The 19,742-nt window shown below is 67.0% G+C and carries 17 protein-coding genes; 9 read left to right on the forward strand and 8 right to left on the reverse strand.

Features of this window, described 5'->3' with window-relative positions; translation table 11 throughout:
- Positions 1-74: 74 nt before the first annotated feature.
- Positions 75-746, forward strand: a complete 672-nt coding sequence (locus tag SALA_RS05850) for a lysoplasmalogenase (protein WP_011541461.1) — start codon at positions 75-77, stop codon at positions 744-746.
- On the opposite strand, the gene SALA_RS05855 is transcribed toward SALA_RS05850, so the two are convergent.
- The gene (locus tag SALA_RS05855; protein ID WP_011541462.1) at positions 743-1,588 is read right to left on the reverse strand and encodes a TauD/TfdA dioxygenase family protein; all 846 of its coding nucleotides are present in this window, start codon (positions 1,586-1,588) and stop codon (positions 743-745) included. The genes SALA_RS05850 and SALA_RS05855 overlap by 4 nt on opposite strands.
- Before the next feature lie 98 nt (positions 1,589-1,686).
- Here SALA_RS05855 and SALA_RS05860 point away from each other — a divergent pair, with 98 nt between their 5' ends.
- Complete coding sequence (locus tag SALA_RS05860) at positions 1,687-2,259, forward strand: peroxiredoxin (protein ID WP_041383127.1); 573 nt, start codon at positions 1,687-1,689, stop codon at positions 2,257-2,259.
- Between the two features lie 31 nt (positions 2,260-2,290).
- On the opposite strand, the gene SALA_RS05865 is transcribed toward SALA_RS05860, so the two are convergent.
- From SALA_RS05865 to SALA_RS05875, 3 genes are all read right to left on the reverse strand, one after another.
- On the reverse strand, positions 2,291-2,602 hold the full coding sequence (locus SALA_RS05865) for a DUF952 domain-containing protein (RefSeq protein WP_011541464.1): 312 nt from the start codon (positions 2,600-2,602) through the stop codon (positions 2,291-2,293).
- Positions 2,599-5,325: a DNA gyrase subunit A gene (gyrA, locus tag SALA_RS05870; RefSeq protein ID WP_041383128.1), complete on the reverse strand. Its 2,727-nt coding sequence runs from the start codon at positions 5,323-5,325 to the stop codon at positions 2,599-2,601. The genes SALA_RS05865 and gyrA overlap by 4 nt, the downstream gene beginning before the upstream one ends.
- An 82-nt stretch (positions 5,326-5,407) precedes the next feature.
- Positions 5,408-6,115 carry an SDR family NAD(P)-dependent oxidoreductase gene (locus SALA_RS05875; protein WP_041383760.1) on the reverse strand — a complete coding sequence of 236 codons (708 nt, stop codon included), beginning with the start codon at positions 6,113-6,115 and terminating at the stop codon, positions 5,408-5,410.
- 110 nt (positions 6,116-6,225) lie between these two features.
- On the opposite strand from SALA_RS05875, the gene SALA_RS05880 reads away from it, so the two are divergent.
- The 3 genes from SALA_RS05880 to SALA_RS05890 are packed head-to-tail and all read left to right on the forward strand — an operon-like array spanning position 6,226 to position 9,777.
- Positions 6,226-7,440 carry a hypothetical protein gene (locus tag SALA_RS05880; RefSeq protein WP_041383129.1) on the forward strand — a complete coding sequence of 405 codons (1,215 nt, stop codon included), beginning with the start codon at positions 6,226-6,228 and terminating at the stop codon, positions 7,438-7,440.
- A 58-nt stretch (positions 7,441-7,498) separates the two neighbouring features.
- Entirely contained in the window at positions 7,499-8,410 is a 912-nt protein-coding gene (locus SALA_RS05885; RefSeq protein ID WP_011541468.1) for a hypothetical protein, read from the forward strand.
- Positions 8,407-9,777, forward strand: coding sequence for a sensor histidine kinase (locus SALA_RS05890; RefSeq protein WP_011541469.1), 1,371 nt, complete (start codon positions 8,407-8,409; stop codon positions 9,775-9,777). Before SALA_RS05885 ends, SALA_RS05890 begins: the two co-directional genes overlap by 4 nt.
- Positions 9,778-9,948: 171 nt before the next feature.
- Here SALA_RS05890 and SALA_RS05895 read toward each other — a convergent pair whose 3' ends face one another.
- The 4 genes from SALA_RS05895 to tpiA all read right to left on the reverse strand — a co-directional run bounded on the left by SALA_RS05895 (position 9,949) and on the right by tpiA (position 13,805).
- Entirely contained in the window at positions 9,949-10,632 is a 684-nt protein-coding gene (locus tag SALA_RS05895; RefSeq protein ID WP_011541470.1) for a Crp/Fnr family transcriptional regulator, read from the reverse strand.
- An 18-nt stretch (positions 10,633-10,650) separates the two neighbouring features.
- The gene (locus SALA_RS05900) at positions 10,651-12,282 is read right to left on the reverse strand and encodes a CTP synthase (RefSeq protein ID WP_011541471.1); all 1,632 of its coding nucleotides are present in this window, start codon (positions 12,280-12,282) and stop codon (positions 10,651-10,653) included.
- A gap of 108 nt (positions 12,283-12,390) precedes the next feature.
- Positions 12,391-12,855 carry a preprotein translocase subunit SecG gene (gene secG, locus SALA_RS05905; protein ID WP_011541472.1) on the reverse strand — a complete coding sequence of 155 codons (465 nt, stop codon included), beginning with the start codon at positions 12,853-12,855 and terminating at the stop codon, positions 12,391-12,393.
- A gap of 203 nt (positions 12,856-13,058) precedes the next feature.
- Positions 13,059-13,805, reverse strand: coding sequence for a triose-phosphate isomerase (tpiA, locus tag SALA_RS05910; protein ID WP_011541473.1), 747 nt, complete (start codon positions 13,803-13,805; stop codon positions 13,059-13,061).
- A gap of 179 nt (positions 13,806-13,984) precedes the next feature.
- Between tpiA and SALA_RS05915 the strand changes: the two genes are divergently transcribed.
- From SALA_RS05915 to SALA_RS05930, 4 genes are all read left to right on the forward strand, one after another.
- Positions 13,985-15,931, forward strand: a complete 1,947-nt coding sequence (locus SALA_RS05915; protein WP_041383130.1) for a peptidylprolyl isomerase — start codon at positions 13,985-13,987, stop codon at positions 15,929-15,931.
- Between the two features lie 2 nt (positions 15,932-15,933).
- Positions 15,934-17,451 carry an anthranilate synthase component I gene (gene trpE, locus SALA_RS05920; protein ID WP_011541475.1) on the forward strand — a complete coding sequence of 506 codons (1,518 nt, stop codon included), beginning with the start codon at positions 15,934-15,936 and terminating at the stop codon, positions 17,449-17,451.
- Between the two features lie 368 nt (positions 17,452-17,819).
- Positions 17,820-19,070, forward strand: a complete 1,251-nt coding sequence (locus SALA_RS05925; RefSeq protein ID WP_011541476.1) for a lipoprotein-releasing ABC transporter permease subunit — start codon at positions 17,820-17,822, stop codon at positions 19,068-19,070.
- Positions 19,063-19,740 (forward strand): ABC transporter ATP-binding protein, encoded by a 678-nt coding sequence (locus SALA_RS05930; RefSeq protein WP_011541477.1) that lies wholly within the window; start codon positions 19,063-19,065, stop codon positions 19,738-19,740. The genes SALA_RS05925 and SALA_RS05930 overlap by 8 nt, the downstream gene beginning before the upstream one ends.
- Positions 19,741-19,742 lie beyond the last annotated feature (2 nt).

The following is a 19,742-nucleotide window of genomic DNA, read 5'->3' on the forward strand; positions in this document are numbered from 1 at the left end:
TACCGTTTCCATTGACTATCGCTTGATCCGCCGCGCACTAGGCCGGTTGGCGGCAAGATGCAAAGGGGCGGGCGATGAACGGAGAGCAGGGCTGGGATCGTGCGCATTGGCTGTGGATGGCGGCGCTTGTCGGGGGGAGCAGCTATTTCGCGGCGGTTATCCTGCATCTCGATGGGGCGTTGATCTGGGCGTGGAAAGCGTCGGGCGTCGGCCTGCTTGCCGCATGGGCGGCGGCCAACGCGTACGGGCGGGGCGGGTGGACGATGGCCGCGGCGCTGGCGTTTGGCGCGCTCGGCGACTGGATGCTCGATGCGATCGGGATGATGCAGGGGGCGGCGGCGTTCGCGGCCGGGCATGTCATCGCGATCGTCCTTTATCTCGGCAACCGGCGCGCGGCGATGACCGGCTCGCAGAAGCTGCTCGTCGCGGTCGTGGTGCCGCTCGCGCTGCTGGCGGCGTGGGGGCTGACAAAAACGGCTGAGCCGGACCAGATGGCGGCGGCGTTGGCCTACACGGCGATCGTCGCGTTGATGGCGGCGACGGCCTGGGCGAGCCGCTTTCCGCGCTACCGCACCGGCATTGGCGCGATGCTGTTCCTCGCGAGCGATCTTTTCATTTTTGCCGGGGAGGGCGGGGCGCTTTCCAAGGATGTGACGATGTGGCTCGTCTGGCCGCTTTATTTCGGCGGACAGGCGCTGATCGCGTGGGGAGTGGTCGGGACGCTGGCCAAGGAGGCGAAGCTCTAGATTCCCTCCCAGGCCGCGATGGTGGTGCGGTGAAGCAGGCGATCGTGGCCGTCATAACCGCCCGTCGCGCGGTGGAGGACCGAGCGATTGTCCCACATGACGAGCATGTCGGGCTCCCATCGGTGCGAATAACGGAACTCTTCGCGCCCCTGCCACTGGATGAGCTCGTGGAGGAGCGGCCGCGCCTCGGCATCGTCCATTCCCTCAAAGCCGATGATATAACCCGCGCAGCCGAACAGGCCGAGGCGGCCCGTTTCGGGGTGCGCGCGAACGAAGGGATGGAGCTGCGTTTCGAGCGCCGCATCGTCCGAGCGGATATCCATGCTCCGGCCCCTGTCGTTCGCGCCGTACATGCCCGAAGGGGCGTAGCCCGCGCGGGCGCTGTGGATCGCCCGCAAACCCTCGATACGTGCGCGGAGCCCCGCGGGCATCGCATCGAGCGCTGCGTGCTGATTGGCAAATTCGGTGTTGCCGCCGACCGGGGGAATGGTGATGCCGAAGAGGCACGTGCCCGCGGGCGGGCGGGCCTGGAAGCTCCAGTCGCTGTGCCAGTTTTCGGCAAAGAGCGGCGCGGTTTCGTCGGCGCGGCGCTTGACCGCGATGATATGCTTGCGGCCCGGAATCGGGCGAATGAAGGGATCGTCGCCGAAACCGCCGAAATAGGCGGTGAAGCGTTCGAGATCGTCGTCGCTCATCTTCTGGTCCGGAAAAGCCAGCACATGATGATCGAGCCACGCCGCACGGATGGCGGCGATGGTGCCGGGATCGAGCGGGTGCGCCAGGTCGACGCCAGTAACGTGCGCGCCGCACGCCTGGCCGCTGGGGATGATGGCGAGAGTCATGACGCCATGCTGCGCCGGTTGATCGGTGCGGTCAATCGCTCTGGACGCGGCCGCCTTTTTTCCGCATCCTCGGTCGGGATCGCATGGAGGATTGCCCGATGAGATTGCTCAAAAGCGTCATGATCCCGCTGGGGCTTGCGCTTGGCCTTGGCGCTGCGCTCGCGCTCGTCCCGGCACCGGGAATCGCCGCGCTTCAGCAAGGTGCGAAGGCGCCCGATTTCACGCTCAGCGCCGCGCAGGGCGGCAAGCCGTTCAGCCTGTCGCTGAAAGAGGCGCTGAAGAAGGGGCCGGTCGTGCTCTATTTCTTCCCTGCCGCCTTCACGCCGGGATGCACGCTGGAGGCGCATCTGTTTGCCGAAGCGAGCGACGATTTCAACCGGCTGGGCGCGCGGGTGGTCGGGGTAACGGCGGGCAATATCGAGCGCGTCGCCGAGTTTTCGCGCTCCGAATGCCGCGACAGGTTCGCGGTGGCGGCCGACCCCGGCGCGAAGGTGGCGGCGAAATATGACGCGACGATGCGGCGCCCCGACGGAACCATCCTGTCCAACCGGACATCGTTCGTCATTGCGCCGGACGGGACCATCCTGATGAGCTATACCGACGCCAAGCCGCAGGCGCATGTCGAAAAGACAATGGCGGCGGTGCGCGCGTGGAGGGCGAAGCGGCGGTAGGAGGCCGGGATATGCCGCCCGTGCGGCGCGGTCAGCCGCGTTGTTGCAGGCTCACCACCGCCTCGATCGGCAGTTCGGCGTAGATGTGCGGGAAGAGCTCGCCGCCGCGCGCGGGTTCCCAGCGAACGGCATCGCCCAACTGGACGAGATCCACCTCGGCGACCATCAGGTCCGACTGGTCGGCGAAATATTTTGCGATCGTCGTGTCGAGCTGCGCCGCGGTCGACAGGTGGATATAGCCATCCTCGATGTCGACCGGCGCGCCGCGGAAGACGCGCTCGCGCTCGAAATCGGTCCACTGCTGCGCGGTAAGCACCTTGAAGGCAGTCGTCGGCGTCGTCATTCGGTGGGGGCTTCGCTCACCGGATTGTCGCTCGCCACCTCGACGTCGCGGCCGTCATCCGCGTCTTCGTCGCCATCTTCGATCAGCGCGGCCGACACGACATGCTCGCCCTCGGCGACATCGAACAGGCGCACGCCCGCGCTGCCGCGGCCGATGATGCGCAAGCTGTCGAGCCCCATGCGGATGAGTTTGGCCTGATCGGTGACGAGCATCAGCTGGTGCGCCTGCGTGGCGGGGAAGCTGGCGACCACCGGGCCGTTGCGCGCGATATTGTCGATATTGGTAATCCCCTGACCGCCGCGGCCCGTGCGGCGATATTCATAGGCCGACGACAGCTTGCCATAGCCATTGGCACAAACGGTCAGGATGAACTGTTCGCGCGCCGCCAGTTCGGCCATGCGTTCGGCGGGCAAGGTCGGTTCATTCTCGTTATCCTTCCACGGCGCGGCGCGCAGATAGGCTTCGCGTTCGTCGCCGGTGGTGCCGACGCGGTGGAGGATCGAGAGCGAAATAACCTCATCCCCCTCGGCCAGGCGCATCCCGCGCACCCCGGTCGAATTGCGGCTCTGAAACTCGCGGACATCGTCGCCGGCAAAGCGGATCGCCTTGCCCTGCCGCGTCGCGAGCAGCACATCGTCGCTTTCGTCGAGCAGCGCGACGCCGATCAGCCGGTCGTCCTCGTCATCGCCCTCGAACTTCATCGCGATCTTGCCGTTCGAGGGGACGTTGGTGAAGGCGTCCATGCTGTTGCGGCGCACGCTGCCCTTCGCGGTTGCGAACATGACGTGCAGCTTGCCCCATTCGCTCTCGTCCTCGGGCAGCGGCAGCACGGTCGAGATGGTTTCGCCCTGGGCAAGCGGGAGCAGGTTGATCATCGGACGGCCGCGCGTCGCAGGGCCGCCCTCGGGCAGGCGCCACACCTTCATGCGATAGACCTTGCCCGCGGTCGAGAAGAAGAGCACCGGCGTGTGCGTCGAGGTGACGAACAGTTCGGTGACGACATCCTCGTCCTTCGTCGCCATGCCTGCGCGGCCCTTGCCGCCGCGTCGCTGTGCGCGAAAGGTGGCCAGGGGCGTCCGCTTGATATAGCCGTCCATCGTGACGGTGACGACCATCTCCTCGCGCTCGATCAGATCTTCGTCGTCGATGCCGTCGGCGGCGGGGGCGAGGAGGGTGCGGCGCGGGGTCGCAAATTCGTCGCGCACCGCAACCAGTTCCTCGCGCATCACGCCATATAGCTTGACGCGGTCGGCGAGGATCGAAAGCAGTTCCTCAATTTCGGCTGCCAACTCACCGAGTTCCTTGCCGATTTCGTCGCGACCCAGTGCCGTCAGCCGGTGGAGGCGGAGGTCGAGGATCGCCTTCACCTGCACTTCGGACAGCCGATAGGTTGCGGCTTCCTCCATCTCGCCCTCGATTGCTTCGACGAGGCGGATATAGGGGGCGATGTCGCCGATCGGCCATTCGCGCGCGAGCAGGGCTTCGCGCGCGGCGGCGGGCGAGGACGAACCGCGAATGATGCGCACGACTTCGTCGAGGTTGCTGACCGCGACGACGAGGCCGAGCAAGATATGCGCGCGGTCGCGTGCCTTGGCGAGTTCGAACTTGCAGCGGCGGGTGATGACCTCTTCGCGGAAGATGATGAAGGCCGAGAGAATATCCTTCAGCCCCATCATTTCGGGGCGGCCGCCGCGGATCGCGAGCATGTTCGCGGGAAAGCTCGACTGCGCGGGCGTGTGACGCCACAGCTGGTTGAGCACCACCTCTGCCGTCGCGTCGCGCTTCAGCTCGATGACGACGCGCACGCCCTCGCGGTTCGATTCGTCGCGGATATCGGCGACGCCCTCGATCCGCTTGTCGCGCGCCGCCTCGGCGATCTTCTCGACAAGGCCCGACTTGCCGACCTGGAACGGAATCGACGTTAATACAATGGATTGTCGATCGTTCCTGCCTTCCTCTATTACATGGGTGGAGCGCATCATGATCGAGCCGCGGCCGGTTGCATAGGCGCTGCGTGCGCCACCCTGGCCGAGCATCATCGCGCCCGTCGGGAAATCGGGGCCGGGGACGATCGCCATCAATTCTTCAAGCGTGATCGCCGGATTGTCGATCATCGCGAGCGTCGCGTCGATGATTTCGCCAAGGTTGTGCGGCGGGATATTGGTCGCCATGCCGACCGCGATCCCGCCCGCGCCGTTGACGAGCAGATTCGGGAAGCGCGCCGGAAGCACGGTCGGCTCCTCACGGCTCGCGTCATAATTGGGCTGGAAGTCGACCGTATCCTTGTCGAGATCGTTCAGCAGCACCATCGCGGTCTTGGCAAGGCGCGCCTCGGTGTAGCGCATCGACGCCGGCGGGTCGGGGTCCATCGAGCCGAAATTGCCCTGACCGTCGATCAAGGGCACGCGCAGCGACCAGTCCTGCGTCATCCGCGCCAGCGCGTCATAGATCGCGCTGTCGCCGTGCGGGTGATAATTACCCATGACGTCGCCGACGATCTTCGCCGATTTCTTGTACGGACGACCGGGGATGAAGCCGCCTTCCTGCGCCGCATAGAGGATGCGGCGGTGGACGGGCTTCAGCCCGTCGCGCACGTCGGGCAGCGCGCGGCTGACGATCACGCTCATCGCGTAATCGAGGTAGCTGGTCTTCATTTCGTCGACGATGTTGATCGGCGAAACGCCGTCCTCGGACGGCTGCACAGGCGTATTTTCTTCGGTCAAGACCCGGCCTTTTTTCTGCTTATCGGGAGATGGATTTGGCCTAGCCCAAGGCGCGGCGAATTGCCAGTGATTCGGGCGATTTTCAGGGAATGATTTCGCTGCCGTCCCACGCGAAAATCCGGCCCGTTTGGGCAGGCGTCAGCGCATCGATCGTGCGCAGCAGATTGGCCGCAGCGATGGGCGGCGTCACGAGCGTCCCCGGCGCTACCGCGCGCTGAAACGGCCGCGACATCGCCGTATCGACCGTGCCGGGATGCAAGGCGACGACCACCGCCTCTGGATTGCGGCGCGTCTCGGCGATGGCGAAGCTGCGGACGAGCTGATTGAGCGCGGCTTTCGACGCGCGATAACTGAACCAGCCGCCGGTGCGGTTGTCGGCGATGCTGCCGACCCGTGCCGACAACGCAGTGAAAATCGTGCGCCCGCGGCGCGGCAACAGCGGCAGGAAATGCCTGGCGACCAGCGCGGGCCCGATCGTATTGACGGCGAAACTTCGCGCCATCCAGTCGGGATCGATGTCGGACAGGCCGCGTTCGGGCCGATGGCCGTCGGCGTGGAGCAAGCCCGTCGCGACGATGACCAGCCGGGGCGGCGGGCCACCGGCGGCGACCATCGCCGCCGCCGCGGCCACCGAATCCGCGTCGGTAATGTCGATTGCAAACGGGGCCGGCGCCGACCGCGCAAGGCGGTGGATGACGTCATGGCGACCATCGGCCGCAAGAGCATCGGCCAAGGCCGCGCCGATGCCGCCCGCTGCGCCGATCACCACCGCCGATTCCGGGTCCGTCATGGGCGCCACGCCTATCATGCGCAGCCGGGCAGGAACAAGCGATGCTTGCCAAAGCCGCGAGCCGCCATATTAGGTTGAACCGTGCATCGCCTGCTTCCCACTGCCTGCCCATGGCCCTGATCGCGCTCGTTGGCGCCAGCGAGACCCTGCCCGATGGGGGATTGCGCGCGCTCGTCACCGTGGCGGGCGAAACGCTGATCGAGCGGCAGGCGGCGCGTCTGGCGGATGTCGGGGTGACGCACATCGCCGTCGCGGTCGCCGCGCTGCCCGCCGATCTGCTCGCCGTGTGCGACCGCATTCGCCGCCGCGGGGTGAAGGTGACTCCGGTGCGCTCGGCAAGCGATCTTGTGCCGCTGATCGAGGATGACGACCGCCTGATCCTCGTCGCCGACGGCCTGCGCGCCGGGGGAACGCACTATGCCGCAATTGCAAGGCCGGGATCGCCGGCGATCCTCGTGACCGGCGACACGGTGCTGACCCAGGGGTTCGAGCGGATCGACGCGACGCGGCGCTGGGGCGGGCTTGCCTCGGTAGCGCCGCCGATGGTTGCCGAGCTCGCCGCGATGCCGGGCGAATGGGACATGATGCTGACGCTGCTGCGCCTCGCCGTGCAATCGGGCGCACGGCGGCTTTACTGCGAACCCGCGCTGTTCGAGCAGGGCGAGATTGCGATCGTGTCCGACCGTCCGACCGCGGCGCTGATCGAGCAATCGAGCCTGCAACGGGTCGAATATGGCGGCATGGGGCTGGGGCGCTCGGCGATCATGATGCCGCTGGTACGGCTGGCGGGTCCGCTGCTCGTCAAGTCGCCGAATACCGCGCGTTACCTGCCCCCTGTCACGGCGTTGCTGTGGGTTGCCGTCGCCGCGCTGACGGCAAGCGGGCTGGCGGCGGCCGGAGCACTCGTCGCGGTGCTGGGCGGGCTTGGGCTCGCCGCGATGCGTTTCCTGTCGGCCTTTCGCGCCGAAAGCGCGGCGCCGGACCGGGCGCGGGCGGTCATTCGCAGTTTCGCGCTCGCCTTGCTTGCCCTCTTCCCGTGGCTGCTGGCGTTCGGCGCGCCGGGCCGCACAATGCCGCCCTTTACCGAAGCGGCGCTGGCGCCGTGCCTCGCGGCGACGATCGTGCTGGCGCGCGCGCTTTACGAGGATGCGGGCGAACGGCGGCGGTTCCACTGGCTGCTCCCCGACGCCGATCAGGCATGGATCATGCTCGCGCCTGCGCTGCTGTTCGGCGCCGCGTCGCTGATGTTCGCGGTGCTGCCCCTGCTCGCGCTGTTCCAGATCCTGCTCTGGCTGCACCTCGCGCGGCGTCCGGATGCTCGCTAAATCAGGCTCCTTCAAGGTTTAAGGCCTATTAACGCCAAGCTGCTATTGGCGGGTGCGCATGAGTGACTCGCTCTCCTTTCCCGGCATCGAACCGCCGTCGCCGACGCTTTCGGCGCGACTGGGCGAGTTGGCGGACTATTTCGCGGCGCCGACTGCGGGACGGCTGACCGACGAGCAGCGCGCGCTGTCGCTGGGGATCGCGCGGCGGCTGGTCGCCGATGTCGCGGCGCTGATCGATCCCGGGATCGATGCCGCTGCTCTATGGGAGGAATGGCTGCATCACGGGGTCCCCGGCGCGGCGCGGCTGGTCGGTCCCTGTTTTGCGCGGGCCGAGGAGCATCGCTGGCGCGCGCTATCGACCGAGCGCGCGGTGCCGACGCCGGTGGCGGACGGCGCCGATGAGGTCGGCGGCGCGACGCCCGACACGCCGATGACGGCGCGCGAGCGCGCCTATCTGGACCTGCGCATCGCCGACCGGCGGCGCTTCGACGCCTATGGGCAGCCGACGCTGGCGATCGCCGATCTCGACGAGGAAATCTTCCGCGCGCTGCTTCATGACGTCGCAGCGTGGCGGCTGGCCGCGGTGAGCACCGATACCGGCCGTGCGGCAAGTCTTGGCGATGCCGTGCGGTACGCGGTCGAGCGGCACGCCGACGCACCCGACATGACCGCCGCTGCCATCTCCTATCGCGAGGCTGTCGGCGCCGCGTTGCCCGAGGCGGCGCGCACCGCGATCGCCGCGCACGACTGGCCTGCGCTGATCGCGCTCGCAGCGGCGGCGCAGCATCGCCGATACACCGATATGGCGCTGGCGCTCCTGACCGCCGAGATGACGGCGCTGCCCTCGCTGCTCGCGCCGCTGCGCCTCGACCGTGAAGCGCTGGCCCCGCTCGAAGCGTCGCTGGCAATGCTCACCGCGCGCGCGGTGAGCGACGCCGATGGCGTCACGGCGGCGGAGACGGGGCGATGAGCGAGCGCGTCGTCCGCGGCCGCGTTGACCGGTCGGGCGTACTGGTGAGCGCCGATGTGCCGCTGTTGCGGCTTCAGCAACGCGCGGGGGCGGGGCTTGGCAGGCCGCTCGCGCTGCCGCACCTCGCGCGGCTCGTCGCACTGTCGCAGCGGCTGCACCGCGAGATCAGTCGTCCGCTCCACGCCGCCGACGACCATAGCGACATCCACGCGCTCGTGCGCATCACGCCCGACGACGAGGGCGCGAGCCTCGAAATCAGCGACTGGCGCGCGCGCGCTGTGACGCCGCCCGGCATACCGCCCGTCACCGACGAGACCCCGATGGCCGACGGATGGGCGTGGGAGTGTGACCAGCAGCTACGGCTCGTGGCGCTCCGCGCTGCGGGGAAGGCGCCTGCGGTGCCGCCTGGATGGGAAGGGCGCTCGCTGTCTGAATTGTTCGAGTTGCAGCCCGACGCCGATGGCCGCTTTCCGGTGTTGCGCGCGCTCGCGCGGCAGTCGCGCTTTGAAGGGCAGCGCGTGCAGGCTGCGGGCGCGGCGATGACGCTTGGCGGTGACGCGCTGTTCGATGCGGCGGGTCGCTTCACGGGCTTTCGCGGCTTCGCCTCGATTGTCGACGGGCCGCCCGCCACGGCGCCGAAGGGCGGCGGGGCACCGGTCGATCCTGCCTTTGGTTCGCTGCCGCTGTCCGACCCGCAGTTCGGCCGCCGCATCGACGGCGCGCTGCGCGGCCCACTCAGCCGCATCATCGCGACCGCGGAGACGATTTCGGGGCAGTTCGACGGGCCGATCCGCGCCGATTACGCGCGCTATGCCGGCGACATTGCCCATGCCGGGCGGCATCTGCTGGGCCTTGTCGACGACCTTGCCGACCTTCAGAATATCGAACGGCCGGGGTTCAAGGCGGCGCGCGACGACATCGACCTCGGCGACCTGGCGCGCCGCGCGGTCGGTCTGCTCGGCATGAAGGCCGAGGAGAAGGGGATTCGCATTTCGGCGCCCAGCACCGACGACCGGATGCCCGCAACGGGCGAGTTTCGCCGCGTGTTGCAGGTGCTGCTCAACCTGCTGGGCAATGCGATCCGCTATTCGCCCGAGGATTCGCAGATATGGATCCGCGTCGATCGCGAGGGCGACCGTGCGATGGTCACCGTCGCCGATCAGGGGCAGGGAATCGACGCGGAGCAGCAGGCGATGGTGTTCGAAAAGTTCGAGCGGCTCGGACGCACCGACAGCGGCGGATCGGGCCTCGGACTCTATATCGCCCGCCGCCTTGCGCGCGCGATGGACGGCGACCTGACCGTCGACAGCGCACCGGGTCAGGGCGCGCGTTTCACGTTGAGCCTGCCGGCGCGGGATGAGGAGTAAGGAGCAGGCGTTGGGCGGAGATCAGGTCGCCCGGCTATTTCGTCATGCTGAACTCGTTTCAGCATCCATGACCGGACCTCTGGTCGGTTGCGGCGTCGAAGGAAGCGTCGGGCCATGGGCCCTGAAACAAGTTCACGGTGACGGGGAACGAGGACATTCGACCGAAACCCGTCATCCTTCGCTTTCGCTTATGTCTTCGAGTATCTCTGGTTCCAGCACACGCACGCGGCCCTGTTCGAGCGCGATGATCCCCGATTCTTCCCAGCTTTTGAGCTGGCGGTTGATATGTTCGCGGCTCATTCCGGCGAAATTGCCGAGTTCGGTCTGGCTGAGTTCGACGCGCTGTGCGACGCCGACATCCTTGCGGATCAAGCGTTTCAGATAGCGCGCGAGGCGCGGGCCGGAGGCGTAGGCGCGGTCGCTTTCGATGGTCTGGTCGGCGGTACGCAGCCGACGCGCGAGCTGCTGCATCAACGACCAGGCGAAGTCGGGATGGCTCGCGGCAAAGTCGCGGAGCGCGTTGCGGCCGAGTTGCAGCGCGCTGCCGGCGCTGGTCGCCGTCACCGATGCGGTGCGCTCGCCTCCGTCGAGCAGCGCGATTTCGCCCAGCACCGCGCCGGGTTCGGCATAAGCGAGGACGATTTCGCGCCCGCCGGCCGTCAGCATCGACACGCGCGCGGTCCCCTCGGTCAGGATCAGCATCATGTCGCCCGGATCGCCCTGGACGAGCAATTCCTTGCCCTTGGCGAAATTGACCTGAACCGCGCGGCGGGTGATTTCGGCCCAATCCTCGACCGAAAGGCCGGAAAAGATGCTGTCGGGGCTCTGCAGTTCGGCAAGTCTTGCGTGATCCATCGCCCCAATCCCTTTCGGTCAGACCAGCCGGCTCTGCTTCACCGCCGCCTCGATGAATCCTGCAAACAGGGGATGCGGGTCGAAGGGCTTGGATTTGAGTTCCGGGTGGAATTGCACCCCGATAAACCACGGATGGTCCGGCCGCTCAACGATTTCCGGTAGCATGCCGTCGGGCGACATGCCTGAAAAGACGAGCCCGCCCTTTTCGAGCCGCTCGCGATAGGCCCCGTTGACCTCATAGCGGTGGCGGTGACGCTCGCTGATCTCGTTCGTGCCATAGACGCTGGCGACATGGCTGTTCGGCGAAAGTTTCGCGTCATAGGCGCCGAGGCGCATCGTGCCGCCAAGATCGGTGTTCGCACCGCGTTTCTGAAGCCCTTCGGCGCTCATCCATTCGGTGATCAGGCCGACGACGGGTTCGTCGGTCGGACCGAATTCGGTACTCGACGCATTCGCAATGCCGCTCGTATTGCGCGCCGCCTCGATGCACGCCATCTGCATCCCCAGGCAGATGCCGAAAAAGGGCACATTCCGCTCGCGCGCGAAACGCACGCTCGCAATCTTGCCCTCCGACCCGCGCTCGCCGAAGCCGCCGGGGACGAGGATGCCGTGCAGCGGTTCGAGATTGGCGACCAGGTCTTCGTCGCGCTCGAACATTTCGGCGTCGAGCCAGCGGATATTGACCTTGACCCGGTGCGCCATGCCGCCATGGACCAGCGCCTCGTTCAGGGATTTATAGGCATCGGGCAGCGAGACATATTTGCCGACGACGCCGATCGTGACCTCGCCCTCGGGATGCTGCTTGCGGTCCATGATGTCATACCAGGCCGTCAGGTCGGGCGCGGGCGCGTCGAGGATTCCGAATGCGCGCAGCACTTCGCTGTCCAGACCCTCGCCATGATACTGGACCGGTACCGAATAGATGCTGTCGGCGTCGAGCGCGGGAATCACCGCTTCCTTGCGGACATTGCAGAACAGCGCGATCTTGGCGCGTTCGCTGTCGGGAAGCGGCTTTTCGCATCGGCAGAGCAGAATGTCGGGCTGGACGCCGAGCGAGGCGAGTTCGCGCACGCTGTGCTGCGTCGGCTTTGTCTTCAACTCGCCCGCGGCGGCGATATAGGGCACCAGCGTGACGTGGACCGAGATGGCGTTGTCGCGGCCGACCTCATTCTTCAACTGGCGGATCGCCTCGATAAAGGGCAGCGATTCGATATCGCCGACGGTGCCGCCGATCTCGCACAGCACGAAATCGAGGTCGTCGGTTTCGGCGCGGGCGAAATCCTTGATCGCGTCGGTGACGTGCGGGACAACCTGTACCGTCGCGCCGAGATAGTCGCCGCGGCGTTCCTTGGCGATGATGCCCTGATAGATACGGCCCGAGGTCACATTGTCGCTCTGCCGCGCCGCAACGCCGGTGAAGCGTTCATAATGGCCCAGGTCGAGGTCGGTTTCCGCTCCGTCATCGGTCACATAGACTTCGCCGTGCTGATAGGGCGACATCGTGCCCGGATCGACGTTCAGATAGGGATCGAACTTTCGGATGCGGACACGATAGCCACGCGCTTGCAGGAGGGCAGCGAGGCTGGCCGCCATCAAACCCTTGCCAAGCGAGGAGACCACGCCGCCGGTAATGAAAATGAACCGCGCCATGGGAGGAAAGACTTACTCAAAGGGAGGGGGACGGCGCAAGCCGTCGAATCGCGAACTGCGGAAATTATTTCCGTGAGCGCGGGCTGATACGGAGGCGGGAGCCGCCGTTTATTGGGTCGCCGGTGGCGCCTTGCCGTCTTCGGCCGGAGCCGGAGCGCTTCCCTGGCTCGCCGCGGCGGCCGCGGCGGCAGCCAGCGGGTCGTCCGTCAGCGGCGCCGTTGCCGCGCCCGTTGCCACGCCTTCGGCAGGTTGCGCCGGGGCCGTGATCGACGAGGTCGAGGCGCCCCCGCTCGTTTGCGCGGATTTCGACAGCGATGTGTCGATCGTCGAGCCGCCGCGGCCGACCGAGGCCATTGCGGCGAGCAGGATCGACAGGCCCACGAACAGGCAGGCGAGCACGGTCGTCGCGCGGGTCATGAAATCCGCCGCACCGCGCGCCGAGAGCAGGCCCGCCGGACTGCCGCCGACGCCCAGGCCGCCGCCTTCCGACTTCTGCATCAGAATGACGCCGATCATCGCCGCGGCAACGAGCGCCTGGACGACGAGCAGGAAGGTGAAAAGGCTGGACATCATATTTTCCCGAACTTGCGCGGCCTCACATGGGACCGCGCCCGCCGCGCACATAGAGACGAAGCGGCGGGGGTTCAAGCCACAGCTTGCTCAAACGACTTTCCGAGTGCCGTTCGTGTCGAGCGAAGTCGAGACACCCATCGCGATCACCCCACGCCCGAGGGGCATCTCGACTTCGCTCGATGCGAACGGAAATTATTGGTGGATTAAAGTCCGGCCGCGGCCTCGATGATCGGCACGAACTTCGCGGCGGTCAGGCTGGCGCCGCCGACGAGCGCACCGTCGACGTCGCCGGTATCCAGCAGTTCGGCGGCATTGTCACCATTGACCGAGCCGCCATAGAGGATGCGGATTGCCTGTGCGGCGTCGCCGAAACGGTCGGCCAGCGCGCTGCGGATCGCGCCGTGCATCGCCGCGACGTCGGCGACGGTCGGGACCAGCCCCGTGCCGATCGCCCAGATCGGCTCATAAGCGATGGCAAACCGCTGCGGATCGAGGGCGTCCGGCACCGATTCCGCGACCTGCGCCAGCACATGGTCGATCGCGCCGCCCGACTCGCGTACGCTGCGCGGTTCGCCGACGCAGAGGATAACCGACAAGCCCGCGGCGAGCGCCGCCTCGGCCTTCGCGCGCACATCGGCGTCGCTTTCGCCGCAACCCTCGCGCCGTTCGCTGTGCCCGACGATGACAAGCGACGCGCCGACGTCGGCAAGCATGGGCGCCGCGACCGAGCCGGTGAAGGCGCCCGACGCGGCGCTGTGGCAATCCTGTCCGCCGATCGCCTTGCCCGGCGCTGCCGCGGCCATCGCGCCGATCAATGTGAAGGGCGGGCACAGCGCGACGTCGACGCCGGGGTGCGTATCGGCGGCGGCAAAAATCGCCCGGGCTTCGCCGAGCGCCTCCTTCAGCCCGTTCATCTTCCAGTTGCCGACCACATATTTGCGCCGCGTCATTGCCTCGCTTCTCCCGCTTATCCGAATGATGATCCGCCCCTAGCGGGGAAGCGCGCGGCGAGGCAAGCCGTGCGGCGACCCCCGAAGCCGCCTTTCGCGCCTTGATGCCGCGGCATCGCGCCTCTAAAGCAGCGCGCAACCGCGCCTTGTTGCGCCCTGCCCGAAAGACTGCCTGCTCCATGATTACCGCCATCCGCGCCATGTTTTCCTCGACGATCGGCAAGTTCCTCGCGCTGGCGTTCGTCGTCCTTGTCGGCGTCGCCTTCGCGCTGAGCGACGTCACCGGGAACTCGACGTTCGGCGGGATCGGCGGGGCCAATGTTGCGAAGGTGGGCGGCGAAGAGATCGGCGTCGGCGAACTGCGCGACCGTGTGCGCCAGGCCTATGACCAGGCGCGCCGCAACCAGCCGGGGCTGACGATGGCGGCGTTCGTCGAAAACGGCGGACTCGACCAGGTGCTCGGCCAGCTCATCGACGGGCTCGCCTTCGACCAATATGCGACCGAGCTGGGTTTTGGCGTCAGCAAGCGGCTGATCGACGGGCGAATCGCCGACCTGCCGGCCTTTGCGGGCGTGTCGGGCAAGTTCGACCAGACGGTGTTCGAAAACTTCCTGCGTCAGAACGGGATCAGCGAAGCGCAGCTCCGCCGCGACCTGCGCCAGCAGATATTGCTCGAACAGCTCGCCGCGCCGATCGCGCAGATGCCGCGTATCGCGCCCGCTCTGGCCGAACCCTATGCCGCGCTGCTGCTCGAACAGCGGCGCGGGCAGGCGACCTTCATTCCGGCGAGCGCTTTCGCGCCGAAGGGCGATCCCGGCGATGCGGCGCTGCGCCGCTTCCTCACGCAGAATGCGGCGAAGTTCACCGTGCCCGAACGCCGCGTGATCCAATATGCGATGTTCGACCGCGCCTCGGTGCCGGTGCCTGCGGTGACTGATGCCGAAATCGCCAGGGTTTATAAGGATAATGCCGCGCAATATGCCGCGACCGAAACGCGCCGCTTTGCGCAGGTCATCCTGCCCGATCAGGCCGCGGCCAACCGCCTGGCCGCCAAGGTGCGTAGCGGAGCTTCGCTCGCAAGCGCGGCTGCCGAAGCGGGCCTGTCGGCGTCCACGACGGGCGACCTCGGCCAGAGCGCCTATGCCGCGACGACCAGTGCGGCTGTCGCCAGGGCGGCCTTTGCTGCAAAGCGGGGCGAGGTGGTCGGGCCGCTCCAGACCGGGCTCGGCTGGACCGTGGTGCGCGTCGAGGATGTGACGACGCGCCCGGCGCGCAGCCTGGCCGACGCCAGTGCCGAGATTCGCGCCGAACTGGCCAGCAACAAGGCGAATGAGGCGATCGTCGATTATTACAATGCGATTCAGGATGCGGTGAACAGCGGCGCGTCGATCGAGGAAATCGCCACTGACCGCAAGCTCCAGATCGTCGAAACCCCGGCGATCCTGCCGAACGGGCGCGCGCCGGGCCAGCCGGGTTTTACGCTTGCGGCGGACCTCGCGCCGCTCGTCGCGCAGGCTTTCCAGGTCGGCGGCGAGGGCGAGGGGCAGATCGCCACGATCGTCGAAAATGAGAAGTTCGCTGTCTTTGCGGTGAAGTCGATCATCGCCGCTGCGCCGCCGCCCTTCGCGCAGATCCGCGGTGAGCTGCTTTCCGAATGGCGCTTTGCCGAGGGGCAGAAGGTGGCGAGGGACAAGGCGCGCGCGATCGCCAGGGCGGTCGAAGGCGGCAAGAGCCTGAACGAAGCCGTTGCCGCCGCAGGGCCGAATATCGGCAACGTGCAGGCGATCGGCGGGCGCCGCGCCGAACTCGGCGCCAATGGCGAGCGCGTCCCGCCCGAACTGGCGCTGCTCTTTTCGATGGCCGAAGGGAGCGTGAAGACGCTGGAGATTCCCGGCAACCGCGGCTGGATGGTGATCGCACTCGATGAGGTGCGCCGCCCCGATCCGAAGGCGATCGAGCCCGAGCGCGTTGCGGCCATCGCGCGGCCGCTCGCCCCCGCCTTTGGCAATGAGCTGCTCGAACAGCTTGCCGCCGAGGCCAGGCGGCGCGTCGGGGTGACGATCAACAAGGGGCTGGTCGACCAGCTGCGCCGCGAGCTGACCGGCACCGCGCCGGTCGCCGAATAAGCGTGACCCTGGAAGGCAGGGCCGCCGCGCTCGAAGCGCTGGCAGGGGGGCACGGCGCGGTCGTCTGGCAACGGTTGATCGCCGACATCGAAACGCCGGTGTCGGCGGCGCTCAAGCTCATCGAACCGGAGCGCGGCGACTGGGTGCTCGAATCGGTCGAAAGCGGCGAAACGCGGGGCCGTTACAGCCTGATCGGCCTCGATCCCGATCTGATGTTCGAAGTGCGCGGCGACGCGGCGCGCATCAACCGCGACTGGCGGCATGACCGCGATGCCTTTGTCCCGGTCGAGGCAGGCGCCTTGCAGGCGCTGCGCGATCTGGTAGCCGAATGCCGGTTTGACGTGCCCGAAGGATTGCCCAAGGCGCTTGCGACGCTCGTGGGCTTCTTTGCCTATGAAACCATCGGCCTCGTTGAACGCATTCCGCGGGCGCCGGGCGCGGGCCTCGGCCTGCCCGACATGATTTTCGTGCGCCCGACGACGATCCTCGTCTTCGACCGGCTGGCTGACGAACTGTTCCTGATCGCGCCGATCTGGCCCGACGCGCGCGGTGCCATCGACCGGATGATCGATACCGCCGGAGAGCGGCTCGAAAGCATCGCGGCGCGACTATCGAGCGCGAGCCCGCACGCCGATGGGGCCTCGACCGCGGCGCTGACCCAAAGCATCACGGCGACGCCCGCGACGTCTCCTGAGCGCTTCGCGGCAATGGTCGCGGCGGCGAAGGATTATATTGCGGCGGGCGATATTTTTCAGGTGGTGCTCTCGCAGCGTTTCTCGACCCCGTTCGACCTGCCGCCTTTCGACCTTTACCGCGCGCTTCGCCGCGTCAACCCGTCGCCCTTCCTCTATTTTCTCGACCTGCCGGGCTTTGCGCTGATCGGCTCGTCGCCCGAGATACTGGTGCGGGTGCGCGACGGCGAAATCACGATCCGCCCGATCGCGGGCACGCGCCCACGCGGGCGCACGAGTGCGGAGGACGCCGAGAATCGCGAAAGCCTGCTCGCCGATCCCAAGGAGCGCGCCGAGCATCTGATGTTGCTCGACCTGGGCCGCAATGACGTCGGCCGGGCAGCGATCGGCGGCAGCGTGTCCGTGACCGACAGCTACACGGTCGAGTTCTACAGCCATGTGATGCACATCGTGTCGAATGTCATCGGCCGCATCGCGCCGGGCAAGGACGCGATCGACGCGCTGTTCGCGGGCTTCCCCGCCGGAACCGTCAGTGGCGCGCCCAAGGTTCGCGCGTGCCAGATCATTGCCGAACTGGAAGCCGATGCGCGCGGCCCCTATGCGGGCGGCGTCGGCTATTTCGCGCCCGACGGCAATATGGACAGCTGCATCGTGCTGCGCACCGCGATCGTCAAGGACGGCGTGATGCACGTCCAGGCGGGTGCGGGGATCGTCGCCGACAGCGACCCGGCTTACGAACAGCGTGAGTGCGAGGCGAAGGCGGGAGCGCTCTTTGCCGCGGCGCGCGAGGCGGTGCGGATCGCGGGGACCGCGGGATACGGGCAGTAGGATTTCGGCCAAAGGCAAATCATTGCCCGCACCCGCCGGAATCACAACGCCCGGGCCTTGTTCCCAAGACCCGGGCGCCTGTGACGAACACTCGCCATCCCCCTTGTTGCAGGCCCGGCGAAAGGCCTGCACTCCCTGGAGCCGGGCCTTTGGGCCGCGTTGATCCAGAAGCTGGAGGGGTAGGTCGGCTGCGGCGCTTTGTCACCCTGTCACGCGCTGCCCGGCGTGCTTTTGCGAAGCTCTGTGGCCAATGAGCAACATATGTTGCGAATCGTTCGCATTGCGGCGCCCATTGCCAGTGCCCCGCGACCTGCCTAAAGCGGCGCCATGCGTGATGCTTTTCCTGCGCCGCAAGGACCGCCTTTTCCATGATTCTCCGCCCTTATGAGCGCACCATCTTCAAACGCTATATGCTGCCGCAGCGCGGCGAAGGCTTCATCTTCGTCGCGGCGGCGTTCAGCTTTGTCGCCGTGACGCTGGGCGTCGCGGCGCTGGTCGTCGTGATGAGCGTGATGAACGGCGTACGCAGCGACCTGTTCGACAAGATCGTCGGATTGAACGGCCATGCCGTGGTGCAGGGGTTCGGCGGGCGGCTCGACGACTGGCGCGACGTGCTGAAGCAGGCGAAGGCGACGCCGGGGGTCACGTCGGCGACGCCGCTGATCGAACAGCCGCTGCTCACGACCTTCGGCGGGCGCGTCGAAGCCGTATTGGTGCGCGGGATGACCGTGCCGGACATCCGCAGCAATGCGGTGCTGGGCGGCAAGGTGCTGCAAGGCAGCCTGAACAGCCTGACGGCGGGTTCGGGCAATGTCGCCATCGGCAGCGAGCTGGCGCGCAACCTGGGCGCGACGGTCGGGTCGAACATCACGATCATCAATCCGCAAGGGCGTTCGACGCCCTTTGGCACGGTGCCGCGCGAAATCGGCTACCGCGTGTCGGCGGTGTTCGAGATCGGCGTGTATGACTTCGACAAGGCCTATGTCGTCATGCCGATGGAGGATGCGCAGTTGCTGCTGCTCAGCGGCGACCAGATCGGCATGATCGAAATCAAGACCGAAGACCCCGACCGCGTCGGTGAGATTTTGCAGCCGCTCGCCGAAAAACTGGCGGCGCAGGCGGTCGTGTCCGACTGGCGATCGATGAACGCCAGCCTGTTCGAAGCGTTGTCGATCGAGCGTGTCGCGATGTTCGTCATCCTGTCGCTCATCATCCTGGTTGCCTCTTTCAACATCATTTCCTCACTCATCATGCTGGTGCGCGCGAAGACGCGCGACATGGCGATATTGCGCACGATGGGGGCGCCGCGCGATTCGGTCATGCGCATCTTCATGGCGATCGGCCTGTCGATCGGCATCGCGGGAACGATCGTCGGCATGGCCGTCGGCTTCGGGCTGCTCTATTTCCGGCAGGGTGTGCTGCGCGGGGTCGAGTTTCTGACCGGGCAGCCTTTGTGGGATCCGTCGATCCGGTTCCTGACGGAATTGCCCTCGAAACCCGACCCGGTCGAGATTGTCGGCATCGCGGTGATGGTGATCGTCTTCAGCTTCCTCGCGACGCTCTATCCCGCCTACAAGGCCGCGAATACCGACCCGGTGCAGGTGCTGCGCTATGAATGATGCGGTGCTCGAACTGGTCGACCTCAAGCGCAGCTTCCGCCAAGGCGACGTCACCATCGACGTGTTGCGCGGTGTCAATGCGTCGCTGCGCCGCGGTGAGATCGTCGCGCTGCTCGGCCCGTCGGGATCGGGCAAGTCGACGATGCTGCAGGCAGTCGGATTGCTCGAAGGCGGTTTTGGCGGAACGATCCGCATCGATGGCGAGGATGTGACGCGCTTTCAGCAGGGCGAACGCACCAAGACGCGGCGCGAAAAGATCGGCTTCGTCTATCAGTTTCACCACCTGCTCCCCGACTTCAACGCGATCGAGAATGTCGTGTTGCCGCAGCTCATCCGCGGTGCGGGGCAGGCGGAGGCAGAGGATCGCGCCGCCGACCTGCTCGCTCGGCTGGGGCTGAGCGAGCGGCTGCACCACAAGCCGAGCAAGCTGTCGGGCGGCGAACAACAGCGCGTCGCGGTGGCGCGCGCGCTGGCAAACCGGCCGTTGCTCGTGCTTGCCGACGAGCCGACGGGCAATCTTGACGAGGCGACCGCGGACCGCGTGTTCGACCAGTTCGTCGCGCTGGTTCGCGATCACGGCTCGGCGGCGCTGGTTGCGACGCACAATGAACGGCTTGCGGCGCGGATGGACTGCGTGCTGCGCTTGCACGAGGGGCGTATCGAGGCGTAGGT

It is taken from the genome of Sphingopyxis alaskensis RB2256 (assembly GCF_000013985.1).
In the GTDB taxonomy this organism is placed as follows: Bacteria; Pseudomonadota; Alphaproteobacteria; order Sphingomonadales; family Sphingomonadaceae; genus Sphingopyxis; species Sphingopyxis alaskensis.